This window comes from Pseudoalteromonas sp. CNAT2-18.1, assembly GCF_022347865.1.
GTDB lineage: Bacteria > Pseudomonadota > Gammaproteobacteria > Enterobacterales > Alteromonadaceae > Pseudoalteromonas > Pseudoalteromonas ruthenica.
This window is the reverse complement of record NZ_JAKRFR010000001.1, coordinates 598,419-611,220: the sequence shown is the minus strand read 5'-3', so window position 1 is coordinate 611,220 and position 12,802 is coordinate 598,419. Positions and strand designations below refer to the sequence as shown.

Annotated in this window: 10 protein-coding genes; 3 read left to right on the top strand and 7 right to left on the bottom strand. The window is 50.5% G+C overall.

Annotated features, from left to right (window positions below; translation table 11 throughout):
- Nucleotides 1–4: 4 nt before the first annotated feature.
- Nucleotides 5–973 (bottom strand): YihY/virulence factor BrkB family protein, encoded by a 969-nt coding sequence (locus MHM94_RS02590; protein ID WP_235418704.1) that lies wholly within the window; start codon nucleotides 971–973, stop codon nucleotides 5–7.
- 189 nt (nucleotides 974–1,162) lie between these two features.
- Here MHM94_RS02590 and MHM94_RS02585 point away from each other — a divergent pair, with 189 nt between their 5' ends.
- Nucleotides 1,163–2,170, top strand: a complete 1,008-nt coding sequence (locus MHM94_RS02585) for a mechanosensitive ion channel family protein (protein ID WP_235418801.1) — start codon at nucleotides 1,163–1,165, stop codon at nucleotides 2,168–2,170.
- On the opposite strand, the gene MHM94_RS02580 is transcribed toward MHM94_RS02585, so the two are convergent.
- Both MHM94_RS02580 and MHM94_RS02575 read right to left on the bottom strand, forming a co-directional pair.
- Complete coding sequence (locus MHM94_RS02580; protein WP_022945819.1) at nucleotides 2,167–2,613, bottom strand: MarR family transcriptional regulator; 447 nt, start codon at nucleotides 2,611–2,613, stop codon at nucleotides 2,167–2,169. The genes MHM94_RS02585 and MHM94_RS02580 overlap by 4 nt on opposite strands.
- Complete coding sequence (locus MHM94_RS02575) at nucleotides 2,614–3,096, bottom strand: glutathione peroxidase (protein WP_138589072.1); 483 nt, start codon at nucleotides 3,094–3,096, stop codon at nucleotides 2,614–2,616.
- Nucleotides 3,097–3,221: 125 nt separating this feature from the next.
- Here MHM94_RS02575 and MHM94_RS02570 point away from each other — a divergent pair, with 125 nt between their 5' ends.
- The gene (locus MHM94_RS02570; protein ID WP_235418703.1) at nucleotides 3,222–4,922 is read left to right on the top strand and encodes a collagenase; all 1,701 of its coding nucleotides are present in this window, start codon (nucleotides 3,222–3,224) and stop codon (nucleotides 4,920–4,922) included.
- Between the two features lie 107 nt (nucleotides 4,923–5,029).
- On the top strand, nucleotides 5,030–6,352 hold the full coding sequence (locus MHM94_RS02565) for an iron-containing alcohol dehydrogenase (protein ID WP_235418702.1): 1,323 nt from the start codon (nucleotides 5,030–5,032) through the stop codon (nucleotides 6,350–6,352).
- 205 nt (nucleotides 6,353–6,557) lie between these two features.
- Here the strand turns inward: MHM94_RS02565 and MHM94_RS02560 are convergent, their stop codons facing one another.
- The 4 genes from MHM94_RS02560 to MHM94_RS02545 all read right to left on the bottom strand — a co-directional run bounded on the left by MHM94_RS02560 (nucleotide 6,558) and on the right by MHM94_RS02545 (nucleotide 12,784).
- A complete protein-coding gene (locus MHM94_RS02560; RefSeq protein ID WP_235418701.1) occupies nucleotides 6,558–7,505 on the bottom strand; it encodes an ornithine cyclodeaminase family protein in 948 nt (315 codons plus the stop codon).
- On the bottom strand, nucleotides 7,492–8,598 hold the full coding sequence (locus MHM94_RS02555; protein WP_235418700.1) for a Xaa-Pro peptidase family protein: 1,107 nt from the start codon (nucleotides 8,596–8,598) through the stop codon (nucleotides 7,492–7,494). Before MHM94_RS02555 ends, MHM94_RS02560 begins: the two co-directional genes overlap by 14 nt.
- A gap of 127 nt (nucleotides 8,599–8,725) precedes the next feature.
- Nucleotides 8,726–11,734: a TonB-dependent receptor gene (locus MHM94_RS02550; RefSeq protein WP_235418699.1), complete on the bottom strand. Its 3,009-nt coding sequence runs from the start codon at nucleotides 11,732–11,734 to the stop codon at nucleotides 8,726–8,728.
- Nucleotides 11,735–11,896: 162 nt separating this feature from the next.
- The gene (locus MHM94_RS02545) at nucleotides 11,897–12,784 is read right to left on the bottom strand and encodes a LysR family transcriptional regulator (RefSeq protein WP_022945812.1); all 888 of its coding nucleotides are present in this window, start codon (nucleotides 12,782–12,784) and stop codon (nucleotides 11,897–11,899) included.
- Between the last annotated feature and the right edge of the window lie 18 nt (nucleotides 12,785–12,802).

The following is a 12,802-nucleotide window of genomic DNA, read 5'->3' as shown; positions in this document are numbered from 1 at the left end:
TAATTCATTCTTTGTCTACCTGCTGGCGCTGCTTAGTGGTTAATTCATCGGCTACGGTTGCCCCACGCTCCCCTCTTGAGCGAGGCTCGCCTATGGTGCTATCTGTCAAGGTTTGTTGCTCAATACTGGCGTTAATCGCTGCGCCCAGAATGACAATATAGGCGCTGATATAGAGCCACATCAACATGATCACCACACCAGCCAGTGAGCCATAGGTTTCACTGTAAGAGGCGAACCGTGAGACGTAAAAAGAAAAGCCAATCGAGGCGACAACCCACATGCAGGTGGCAATGAGCGCACCGCAAGAGAGCCATCGCCACTTAGCCGCTCGACGATGCGGCGCGTAACGATAAATAATACTCAGTGACAATAAAAAGATGGCAGCCAACAGCGCCCACGTGATTAATTTTATAGTCCAGTCTATGTTGCGCTCGAAGCCCACATAATTGAGTATTACCGGTAATATACCAATGGTGGCAAGGGCCACCACCGCAATAATGATGGCGCCAAAAGCAAAAACAAAGCGCGTTAATAGGGCAATAAATAAATTGCGCTTTTTACTCTCGTGATAACTAATATTGCACGCAGTGATCATCGCTTGCGCGCCTTTGGAGCTACTCCAGATGGTCAACACAAAACCGACAATGGCACTGATGCTTAGGCTTGCTTGAGATTGCGCATTCAGCTCTTGTACTTGGCTCATGACCAAGTCTTGGCTCGCCGGTGCAAGTAAGCTCAGCACTCTATCAAGTTGTTCAACCATATCTGCTGCTGAGAAGAAATAGCCATACAGTGATAATAATGCCGCAAGAGCTGGAAAAATCGCCAACAAGCCATAAAATGCTACCCCCGCAGCGACGAGGGATAAGTTGTCTTGGCCTAAATTATGGATCAGCCGTTTGCTTATATCCCACCACCCCCGTAGTGGAACATCACTGGGCTTTTGAGCCTGATAACCTCGCTTTTTCAACATATTACTCCGTTATCTTGGCGGCACAGCCGCACCGTCTTCGTACTTTGTTAACTAGCAATAACAGCGCCAACATAGTGGCACTGGATTTGCTCGCATATACCCCTATTCGTTCATTTGTGGACTAAAAACACCATGAGTATTGACCTCACCACTGTGATTTTAAAGGCGGCTGAGCGCATTGCACCGCCAATGCCTGAGCCCTCTTGGCAAGCATTGAGTGAACAGTTTAGGCAGTTTTTACACAATGCTTGGCAAATGTTACCTAATCTCAGCCTTGGCCTCGCAGTCATGATCCTATGCTGCCTGCTCGCTCGCCCTGTGGCCTACCTGTTGATCAAACCTTTGCATCGGTTCAGCCAAAGCCGTTTAGTTCAGTTGGTCATGCGCCGTTTTATCAGTATTCTCATTATGCTGCTGGGTGTTTATGTGTTTCTTCGTCTGGCCGCACTGACTGAATTTGCTGTCGCAGTAATGAGTGGTACCGGCCTTATCGGACTCATTCTCGGCTTCGCCTTTAAGGACATTGCCGAGAATTTCATCTCTAGTATGCTGCTAAGCATACAGCGACCTTTTAAAATAGATGACGTAATCGAGGTGGACGGCCGTTTAGGCGTAGTGCGTAAAGTGACCGCTCGCGCGACCACTTTGGTTGACTTTGATGGCAACCATATTCAGATCCCCAACGCCACCGTGTACAAAAATGTGATCAAAAACTTCACTGCCAACCCCAAGATGCGGGGTCACTTTATTGTCGGCGTTGGTTACGACAATAACTTAAGGCAGGCTCAACAGCTTGCTTTACAGTGTATTAGCAGTAAAACCATGGTATTGAGCGACCCACCACCACAAGTGCTAATTGATAATCTCGGTGCGTCCACCGCTAACCTGCAGATTTATTTCTGGGTTGATAGCGAACGCTTCAGTGTGCTTAAAGTGGCCTCGCACCTGATGCGCGAGGTGGTCGATACCTTTACCGAACAGGAGATCAGCATGCCTGACGATGCTCGAGAGCGCATTATTGTTAACCAACCTGACGCCTCAGCCGAGACTACGCATGCACAGCCACAGAAGGCAAAGCCGAGTACTGGCGCTAGCCGCCATAATCAAGCGGTGGATGACATCAGTAGCGACGCCGAAGATATCCGTGAACAGGCGCAAAAATCCCGAGAGCCTGAACAAGGCAACAACATCATCTAGCTGAGCTCGGCTATCAGCGCATCAAGTTGCAGTGCCATGGCATTAAGTTCTTCTCGCTGACACTGCAGAGATTGACTTAGGGTGTCTCGCCACTGCTTAGCGTTGCTTTGCAGCGCCAAACCCGCCTCAGTAAGTGCTATTTGCAATTGCCGTTCATCATCATCACTGCGCACTCGAGATAGCAGCTCCTGCTTTTGCATCCGTTTTAACAGCGGCGTCAATGTGCCTGAGTCAAGGTGCAGCTCTGCGCCAAGTGATTTAAGGCTCATGGGCAATTGTTGCTGTTCATGGCGCTGCCAAAGCACCAAAAGCACTAGATATTGAGGATAGGTCAGGCCCAGCTCATTCAACATAGGTTGATAGCCCCGCACAACTAGCCGAGAGGCAGTGTAGAGCTTAAAACACAGTTGATTTTGCAAATATAAGGTGCTGTTATCTGTCATTTAGGGTGCTAATAGTTGTTCAATATCGGCGCGTATAGCTTCGGGTTTTGTCGTCGGTGCGTAACGTTTCACTACCTGCCCTTGCTGGTCAACTAAGAACTTAGTGAAGTTCCACTTTATGGCCTTAGAGCCTAGCACGCCCGGCGCTTGCTGCTTTAAATAGGAAAACAAAGGGTGGGCATCGGCACCATTAACATCCACCTTAGTCATCACCGGAAACGACACGCCGTAATTAAGTTCACAAAACTCACTTATCTGCGCATCATCACCGGGCTCTTGAGCGCCAAACTGGTTACATGGAAAAGCGAGCACCACCAATCCTTTATTTTCAAAGTCTTGATAAAGTGCGTTCAACCCTTGGTATTGCGGTGTAAAGCCGCACTTACTTGCAGTATTGGCGATCAGTAAGACTTTGCCTCGATATTGCTCAAGTGGCACTTGCTCGCCACGGTTATTGACTGCGTTAAACTGATAAATAGACATAAATACCTCGCAATTATATTGTGCACAATATAATTGATCGCAATCTAAATGCTTTCAAGTTTTATTTATTGCATACAATATACATCAAGTGTATGGTCTAGCTAAACAATAAAAACTGATTCAGTATGAAGATAATAACGCTCATCCTTTTACTAATACTCATCACTGGGTGTGCATCACTCCCTCGTGATGAACCCGCTCTTGCTCCCGCAATCGATGGCTGGTCGAGTACGCCAAGGTTGGCCGAGGCAAAGCAAGCCGTTATCTTTTTGCACAGCCAAGCGAACCAGACACACCCACAGTGGCAGCAGATTAATGCGGTGCTTTATTTCTTACGCTCATACAGCTATCTCGGCGAACCCGATAAACTCAGCGAGCGCCTGCGAACTAAGCTCGCCAACTCTTTACAGCGCTTAGCTAACAAGGCCAAAGAGGCGGATAGCGCCGAGTATGATCGCTTTATGGAGCATTATGCGGTGAGCATCTATCGCTTGCTTGATACCCCCGCATTGCACCCTAAGGCATCCTCTTGGATTAGCACGCTCACTGACTTTATTGCCATGCAGCCTGATACTACAACCATTCACGCTGACTATGCGCTATGGGAAAGTTATCGGGCACTGGCCTTTTTGGCTTTCAGCGCGCGCACCGAAGCGCCGCTGCAACACACTCTTGTCCGCTCGCCCTCAACCTTGGCGGTGCTTAGTGATGCCCTTTCCCGCTCGCAATGGCAACAACAGCATGCACTTTGGGTATTGGGCTATTGGCATCAATTGTTGCCTCTGCCACAACAACACACGCTTGATGCCGCGATTTGGCGAGCAGTGCAACAAAGTACGGACGATGAAAACGAGCAACAGCGATTATTTTCGACCGTATATTTGGTCAACAGTTTTCGTGGTTTGAGCTACTGTAAAGAGGGCTTCCAAGCGCGCTGTGCGAGCCCCAATATTGATGATGTACTACCGATTAACCACCGATGCAGTGAACGCTTGTTTATCCGCGCCACTTCCCTTAACAGTGAGCAACTGCAATACAGCTGCCGCCGCTTAATCGCCCAAGAACAAGACTTTCATGAACTATTCGCCAGCGACTATACGCCCGTGGCCAACGATCATAACCATGCCCTACGGGTGGTCATATTCGACAATTACAGCGACTACAATCGTTATGGTCAGTTACTGTTTGATATTCAAACTAACAATGGTGGTATGTACATAGAGGGGACGCCCAGCGATCCGCAGAACCAAGCAACGTTTTACTCATTCCGTGCGTTTTGGCTGGCCGATACTAACCGGGTGTGGAATCTCAATCATGAATATGTGCACTACCTTGACGGCCGTTATAATAAATATGGCGGTTTTGGCCACTTTGCCGAGCACCTAGTGTGGTGGAGCGAAGGCCTTGCAGAACTCATCGCCAAAGCTCAGCACAACCCTCGTGCAATCGAAGTCATAAAAGACACCGATGCCAACGAAAGACCAAGCTTACAGGCTATTTTTGCCACTGATTACAACGATAGCAGCGAGCAAATTTATCAATGGTCATACTTAGCCATGCGTTATTTACAGCAGCATGATATTGATGCGCTGCGCTCACTGCAGCGCCACCTTAGCGGTGATTTTTATCAAGGCTATACGCGTACACTCGCACATATCGCTAAGCAGCATCAACCGCACTTTGCGCGCTTTGTGAATGCACTTGCAGCTACTGAGCCCAAGCAGCAACCGAGTGAGACTAAAAACCGACTATACCGATACCTTTATCGTGACTACCTAATGCCCTCACACTTAAGTTACGACGCGCGTCACCGTCACTTGTTGTAATGTAAAGCCCCTTTACGCACGGTGCTAAGGTAAGGTGTTAGCACCGTGATTGCCCCTCGCCGCTTTACCGCCATAAAGCTATAACTTAATGTTTTATGGTCAGTTTTGTGAAAACATCTATACTGCTAAGGGTAAGCAATGGTGCGCGCCCTGTATCTGCACAGCAATATCATCTTGGAGGCGAAGTGACGTTCACACATAGGTTATATCGGCTTTATCATTTCGGTCTTCGCCTCGCAGCGGCGCTTTTGCCCATTCGCACGCCGCATGTTTATGCCGGGCAGCAAGCGTTGTCGCAATGGCTTTGTGAGGTTAAAAAGCAAAACCTGCGCACCTTGTTAGTGGTCAGCGACCCGGGCATCGTTGCTTTGAATTTGCAGCAACCCATAATTGCGGCACTACACCAGCAAGGGATTAACACGGTGCTCTACAGCGATGTTGAGGCCAATCCGGGGATACCTTGCATTGAGCAAGGGGTAAGTTGCTATCAGCAACACCGTTGCCAAGGTATTATCGCCATTGGCGGTGGTTCGGTGATGGACTGCGGCAAACTGATCGCCGCACGCATTGCTCGACCGAGTAAATCCCTGCAGCAAATGCAGGGGTTATTTAAGGTGTTGCGCCCCTTGGTGCCACTTTATGCAGTGCCAACCACGGCGGGCACCGGCTCGGAAGTCACGGTCGCCGCCGTAGTCAGCGACCACCAGCGACAAATAAAATTCGCCATCAATGACTTATGTTTAGTACCAAAAGGGGTACTTTTGCTGCCAGAACTAACCCTTGGTTTGAGCCCACAGCTCAGTGCGACCACCGCCATAGACGCCCTCACTCACGCGATTGAGTCCTATATTGGCATTAATGCAACGCGCTTTAGTAAAGCAAAAAGCGTGGCTGCCACTAAGCTGATCCTCACTAATTTACCCCTGGTTTACCAACAGCCCAACCACATCGATGCGCGCATGCACATGTTGTGGGCGGCCTTTTATGCTGGCCAAGCCTTTACCCGCACCTCGGTGGGTTATGTGCATGCTATTGCCCATCAATTGGGAGCGCTGTACGGCATTGGCCACGGCCTAGCCAACGCCCTGCTGTTAGCGCCAGTGCTCAATGCCTATGGACAGCGCATCGATGCTCAGCTCACGGCGCTGGCACAACAAACTTTGGCAGCAAATAGCGATGCTCAAGATATGCGCGCGGCGATTGCCACCTTGCTACATGACTGCGCTATCCCCAGTACCATTGCGCAACTGCGCCAAGAAGACATAACCACAATAGCTAAACGAGCGATTGCTGAAGCCCATCCTGACTACCCGGTGCCCTGTTTTTTTAACCAGCACGACATCGAAACAATACTGTATTCGCTACTGCCACAACAGCAGCACTCCAAGCAAACAAACGAGCAACAGTCGTTGACAGGCCAGTATCGCTGAGCGTGAATGCATAACAACGTCCCCGCGCTTGCTAATATAAAGCCAGCGCGGCGGTGCCGCATGGCTATAAAACATATATGAATTGACTCGGCCGCCGTGTCGGTAGGTCAACAAATAAGGCCTGAGGCTCATCAGCTCCATAGACATAGCCCGTAGGCTACGCCCCCGGGTGATTGTCAGTACTTCGCAGCACTGCACTTTGACTTTAGCGGTCGCTGAGTTGCTGGTACACATAATTGGCCGCAATGAGGTCACTGAGCGCAGTCCCCACGGATTTAAATAAAGTGATGTCATTATCACCTTGGCGCGCCGGACGATTGATGCTGGCCAAATCACTGAGTTGCCCTTGTATTTGCTCGGGTGAGAATACCCCCTCACTGATGGGGATTAATAGCTCCCCGGCTTCATTGAGGACGTTATCGCGGCTATCCACGTACACGCGACTGCGTTTTATCGTTTCGCTATCGCACTCACGAGCATCGCGATGATGATTGCCTATTAAGTCGATATGAGTCCCTGGCGTTAGCCATTGACCACTAAACAACGGCGCGTGACTGCCGGTAGCACAGCAGATGGTATCGGCACTGGCAATAAGCGCTTCACTGGCTGAAGCATGCTCAAACTGACAATGAGCAAACTCTTGGCGCAGCTGCGCGAGGATGGCTTCGGCTTTGGCGGTGTTGCGGGCAACCAGACTGACTTGTTGATAATCTCGCACGCTCAGGTGCGCGCGGATCATAAACGGAGCGAGCTTGCCCGAACCAAATACCACCAGCTTTTTCGCCTGCTGCACAGCCAAATAACTGGCCGCTAATGCCGACACCGCTGAGGTGCGCCACAAGGTGATTTCGGTGCCATCCACCAGCGCTCGCGGCTCGCCATGCTGGCGCGAAAATAACATCACCTTGGAATACAAACTGGATTTACCATGGTGCTCATTATCTGGGAAATAAGTAAAAGCTTTAACCCCGATGACTTGATCATTCCATGCCGGCAGCACCGCGAACGCATCATGGTTATCGCTCTCGGGGCTGAGCGGGTAGACATTGCGTCTGGGCATAGTGGCTTGACCAGCAAAGCCTCGTTGTAGCGCTTTTAACAATGGCGCATAGGCCATCACTTGCTGTACTTGCTGTTGATTAATAATCTCCATGTTCACTCCTTAGCGCGAATTGTTGAGGGGCCTGAGTCAGGCGCTGATAGCCCGTCTCGGTAACGACAATGTCTTCTTCTAAACGCACACCACCGTAGTTAGGAATGTAAATGCCGGGCTCAATGGTAATGACGTTGCCACTTTCTAGCTGATAGGGGGCATTGGCTTTAATAAAGGGCAACTCATGAAGGGTTAAGCCAACACCGTGCCCCAACCCTTCGCCGGCATAACGATGATACGGGCTCGAGGCCAACACTTGCTGAGCGGCGTGGTTTAACTCATGGCAACAAATGCCTGCGCAGACCTGTTGCAGCGCTGCTTGTTGTGCCTTGGCTACGGTGTCAAACAAGGCTTGCTGCTCGCTAGTGGGCTCGCCCCACACATAGGTGCGGGTCATATCTGAGCGATAGCCGCTGCGCACAGCGCCAAAATCAATCAATATTAAATCGCCCTCGCATAAGCGCTTTGCTCCCGGCTCACCATGGGGCAAGGCCGTACGCTCGGCGAACAGTAAAATAGTGTCAAAAGACACCCCTTGCGAGCCACGTCGTTGCATTTGATAATCAAGCTCAATTGCCAATTCTCGCTCAGTTATGCCGCTTTCAAGCAAAGTAAGCATATCGGCCAAGGCCGCATCGGCAATCTCAGCAGCGCCACGGATACAGGCTATTTCTTGGCTATCTTTAACACGGCGTAACCTCTCGACCACCTGTACTGTGGCAACACAGGTATTAGCGCGCAAATGCTCGGCGATATGCTGCCATTGACCGACACTAAAATGCTCTGCTTCAAAGCCCAGAACGCTGTGCTTGGCGCACACCCGAGCCAAACATTGCCCAAGGCTTTCGCGGTCGCGATCGCGCTGAATAACCTCTATCCCTGAGGTTTCCTCTAGCGCACGCAAGTAGTAACGGTAATCGGTGATCAGTAACGCTTGCTCGGCGCTGACAACCAGGGTGGCGCCATGTCCACTAAACCCGCAGAGATAAGCAATGTTTTCACCGCTGTGAATGATAAATGCCTGTACTTGATGACTCTCAAGCTGTGCTCTTAAGCGCGCCATACGGCGCTGAAAATCAAATGTTATCGCCATAACTCCTCGCTCTAGTTCCTTTATAGTGATTGCCGCTAAGGCGCACATATCGCACCTTAGTCGTTAACGAAAAATGCCGAGCACCTAAGGTGCCCGGCGGGGTTGCGTAATAACGCAGTTCAGGGAATTAAAAACGAATACGCGCCACCAATGAGGCGTAACGCGCCGCTGGACGCCAGGTTGTCATGCCATAATCTGGATTCAGCTCGAGGCCATTGGCACCATATTGCGTGCGCTCTTCGTTAATGGCGATGGCGGTATCATCGTTCAGCATGTTATACACGGTGCCCTTAAGCATCAGCTCTTGACCAAATAGCTCGCCATAGTAGCTTAACGACATATCTACTTGTGTACTCCAAGGTAAGTTGCCTTTGCTGCCACGCGGTGCTGGCTCACCGTTTTCATCATAATGCGAGGCATGATCGTAGTAGCGGCTGATACACGCATCCCATGGGTTGCCTGGGGCACAGCTATCAACGCCCTCGGGGTGTACACTGAAATAGCTTTTCGGTCGACCTGAGGTGCCACGGGCAACCAGGCCAAAGGTTAAATTGTCGGTAATATCATACGTTCCCGAGAGCTTAACTGCGTGACGGTGGTCATTCGGCAGGTTGCCATAACCATGGTCCATTAAATCGCCATAGTCATAAGAGGTTGTCCAACCGGGGTCGGCTTGATCGTTGTCGGTTTTCACCAAGCCTTCGGTGTTGCCCCAGCTATGCGACCAGGTGTAAGAAGCGTCAATGCGCAGCTGCTCGGTGATGGCGCCATCTAAAGTGAACTCAAAAGCCAGGTATTTGCGCTCAGCCTTTGGCAATGCCAGCTCTTGGGCACTTAAGGTCACTTCATCAACTTGTCCATCCCCGTCGAAGTCATAGCTCATTTGTACACTCTCGCCGGGGTTATTAAGCACATAATAGGAGCCTTGACCGACATTATCGGCGATGCCTAATTCAGCCAGCTTTTTCGCCAGCACCGGCCCTACATCTGTGTCCTCGACACTGCGCCCAAGCTTGCGATAAATGGCACGTGCCCCAAAGGTCATGTCGCTGAACACTTCTTGTTGGTAGCCAACAGTCCACTCATCGGAATACATAGGTTTAAGATTACTGGATGCAATCAGCCCCGGTTCAGTGATCCCGCGTTGACGCCAGCGTCTGTCGCGTAGCATCGCGCCCCGACTAGGAGAGCCATCCGCAAGTAAAATAGGTTCGCCCGAGCCATTGAGCTCGTCGAGCTCAAAGTATTCAAACCATTCCACCGATGCCGAACCTTGGGTAATGTTCATATTCGCCGACACGGGCTGAAAATAACGCCCATACGTGGCATAGACCTTGGCACTGCCATCGCCCCATAAGTCATATATGGCTTGCAGGCGCGGCGCTATCTGGTTGTCAATATCAACATAGGCGCGCCCGTCACTGACGGTGTTTTCAAATTGGCTATAGCGCAAGCCTAAATTCAGTACCAGCTGCTCGCTGACCTGCCATGAGTCGTTAATGTAAAACGCCAACGCACTGGTATCGGAATCAACGGCCCGAGTGCGTACTCGTCGCTCAATGTAATCTTCACCAGCGGCGGCACCGGAAATATCATTGTCTGCGGCGGTGGCAATGGTCCACCAGCCCATGGCATCACCTTCGCCATTTTGTCCGGAGAAGTAATCCACCTCGACCTTGGTGTAATCGACGCCAAACTGCAGCGCATGGGCGGCTAAGTCCCAGTTAAAATCTAGCCGCAGTTGGTCTCGGGTATATTCCTCTGCCGAGACATTGGCATCGGTGTGCTCCGAAAGCGTAATAAACCCATCGCGTTCGTCCCAAACTCCCGGGTTCGTTGAAGCAACTACATTTTCAACATTCTCGGTAACGCGCCCAGCTACCGCCGACACAGAAAAATAATCACTGAGGTAGCCATTGTACGACAGGCTATACATGTTGCCGCCGTCCTCACCGGGTGCCGTCACTCCCTGCTGATCGCCAATGCGGTCTTGCTGCCAGTTGTAGCCGTAGGTGTCCGTTTCCCATTCGCGCTTGTTGTTCATCGCTGAAAAGCCAACGGCGTGGTCTTCATTAATAAACCAATCTAACTTGCTGAACCAGCGGTCTTCATCGCGGGAGAAATCACTAAAGGTTGTTTGCCCTGCGCCCTCTGAGCTTTCGCGGCGCGGATTAAACAAAGCATAGGCAAATAAGGTGTCCTCAATCAGGGCGCCACTGGCCCATACTTGCAGCTCACTAAAGTCGTAGGCACTGCGCTGGGTATTGGTGCTGATGGTGCCATTACTTTGATAAATTGAGTCATGCTGGGAGCGCAGGCTATCCCCCTCCCAGCGCACCTCGGCGCCAGCACTAAAATCATTGTCACCGGATTTAGACACTGCATTGACAATCCCCCCCATTGCGCCGCCAAATTCAGGGTTGATCCCTCCGGTTTTGACCTGGGTTTGCGAAATAGCTTCCCAAGGCAGGCGAATAGAGCCGAGCCCAGTGCGAATGCTGGTTACATTCAACCCATTAAAGTAATAGCCATTTTCCGCAGAAGATGCGCCGCCAAAGCTAGAAGCGCCATTAAAACTGCTGCCACCAGCAGCGGCGGTGCCCGGTGCCAGTAAAGCGATACTTTCAAAACCACTTTGCACGGGCATAACCTTGATTTCCTCATCTGAGAAAGTTAACCCAGAAGTCGATGAACCTAAATCGACACGGCGAATGGCAGCACCGGTAACAGCAATGCGCTCCATGGGCTGCGCACCGGCCTGTAGCATTTGCGCGTCTAAGATGATGGATTGACCAATGCTTACTTTCACACCTTGCTCAATGACGTTTTGATAACCCTCTTTGCTTACGGTGACGTTGTAAGTGCCCACCGGCACGTTCCGCAAAATGTACTCGCCATCGGCGTCGGTGCGGACTTCATAAGTTAACCCCTTGCTGATATGCACTAAAGTGATGGTGGCACGGGTAATATCTTCACCGGCGCTGCTGACTATGGTGCCTTTAACGATACTGCTGCCATCCACCGCCATTGCCGGCGTAGCGCTGGCTACTGCAAGGGCCAAGGTACTAACTTGAAAAAGACGATTTAACGATGCCTGCATGCCCTTGCGGGAGCGGCGCTTTGATGCTGTTGCCATGGTTTTATCCTGTTTGATGTTGTTGTTTTATTGCTCAAGGCGAACACACCATATCGCTTTTACATATTGTATACAATATTAAATATACACAAAATGCTTATATACTTAGTCAATTCTCTTATGAGTAAGAGATCATCGCGGTTATAGCGGCGGTCGGGGTCGTTAGGGGATCACCGCAACCTGCTCAAATAGCTGAGCGAGGGCATCGGGCATAAATTTGCGCTGTGCGGTGATGGCGTAAAAGTGCTCGTAAGCATCCGGCAGGCTTTGATACTGACACAATATGCCTTGCTCTATTTCATCTTTTACCACCACCGGTGGTAGCACCGCCAGCGCACCGCTGTCCCGTGCCAATAGCCGAAGCATCGCCATATCATTTGCTTGTGCTTTAATATCGGGTTTGTACTGCCATCGTGCGCACAAGGCGTTAAAAGAGTCACGAATTTCTGAGTTTTCGCTCGGCACCACCCACTGCACCTGCTCGTACCCCAAGGGAAAATCACTGTCTATTTTAGTGCTCGGCGGCCCGACTATCGCCAAGGCTTGACGGGATAGCAACCGGCTCTGCCAGAGATCGTCTTGATGGTTTGGGCTGATGGCGCGATTGGTTAGTACCACATCCAGTTCGTGATCAATCAAACCATTGAGCAATCCCTCCATGCGCCGCGCAGTCAAAGAAAAGCTCACATCTTGATGATTCAGTAGTGGGGTAATAAAGCCCTCGATAAAGTTCCGTGATAAGGTATTAAGCACACCAATCGACAAATGCTGTTTCTCTTGCTGTACTCCTTTTAATAAAAACGACGAGAGCTCTTCACCTTTATTAAATATATCATCGGCATAGGCCAATACCCGCTTACCCATATCGGTTAACACAAGGTTGCGACCTTGGCGAGCGAACAACTTAATTGCCATTGATTGTTCGAGCTGCTTAATTTGTACCGATAACGCTGATTGCGATACATGCAACTCCTGCGCTGCTTGGGTTAGGTTTCCCAAACGAGCGACACGCCAGAAGTAATACAGGTGATGATAGTTGAGTCGATTCATTATACTTATACAAAACAG

Excerpts from the sequence above, each read along its gene's own strand:
- MHM94_RS02575 (WP_138589072.1), bottom strand. The coding sequence starts at position 3,096 with ATGTCTATTTATCAGTTTAACGCAGTCAATAACCGTGGCGAGCAAGTG.
- MHM94_RS02580 (WP_022945819.1), bottom strand. The coding sequence starts at position 2,613 with ATGACAGATAACAGCACCTTATATTTGCAAAATCAACTGTGTTTTAAG.
- MHM94_RS02550 (WP_235418699.1), bottom strand. The coding sequence starts at position 11,734 with ATGGCAACAGCATCAAAGCGCCGCTCCCGCAAGGGCATGCAGGCATCG.
- MHM94_RS02570 (WP_235418703.1), top strand. The coding sequence starts at position 3,222 with ATGAAGATAATAACGCTCATCCTTTTACTAATACTCATCACTGGGTGT.
- MHM94_RS02585 (WP_235418801.1), top strand. The coding sequence starts at position 1,163 with ATGCCTGAGCCCTCTTGGCAAGCATTGAGTGAACAGTTTAGGCAGTTT.
- MHM94_RS02555 (WP_235418700.1), bottom strand. The coding sequence starts at position 8,598 with ATGGCGATAACATTTGATTTTCAGCGCCGTATGGCGCGCTTAAGAGCA.
- MHM94_RS02545 (WP_022945812.1), bottom strand. The coding sequence starts at position 12,784 with ATGAATCGACTCAACTATCATCACCTGTATTACTTCTGGCGTGTCGCT.
- MHM94_RS02590 (WP_235418704.1), bottom strand. The coding sequence starts at position 973 with ATGTTGAAAAAGCGAGGTTATCAGGCTCAAAAGCCCAGTGATGTTCCA.
- MHM94_RS02560 (WP_235418701.1), bottom strand. The coding sequence starts at position 7,505 with ATGGAGATTATTAATCAACAGCAAGTACAGCAAGTGATGGCCTATGCG.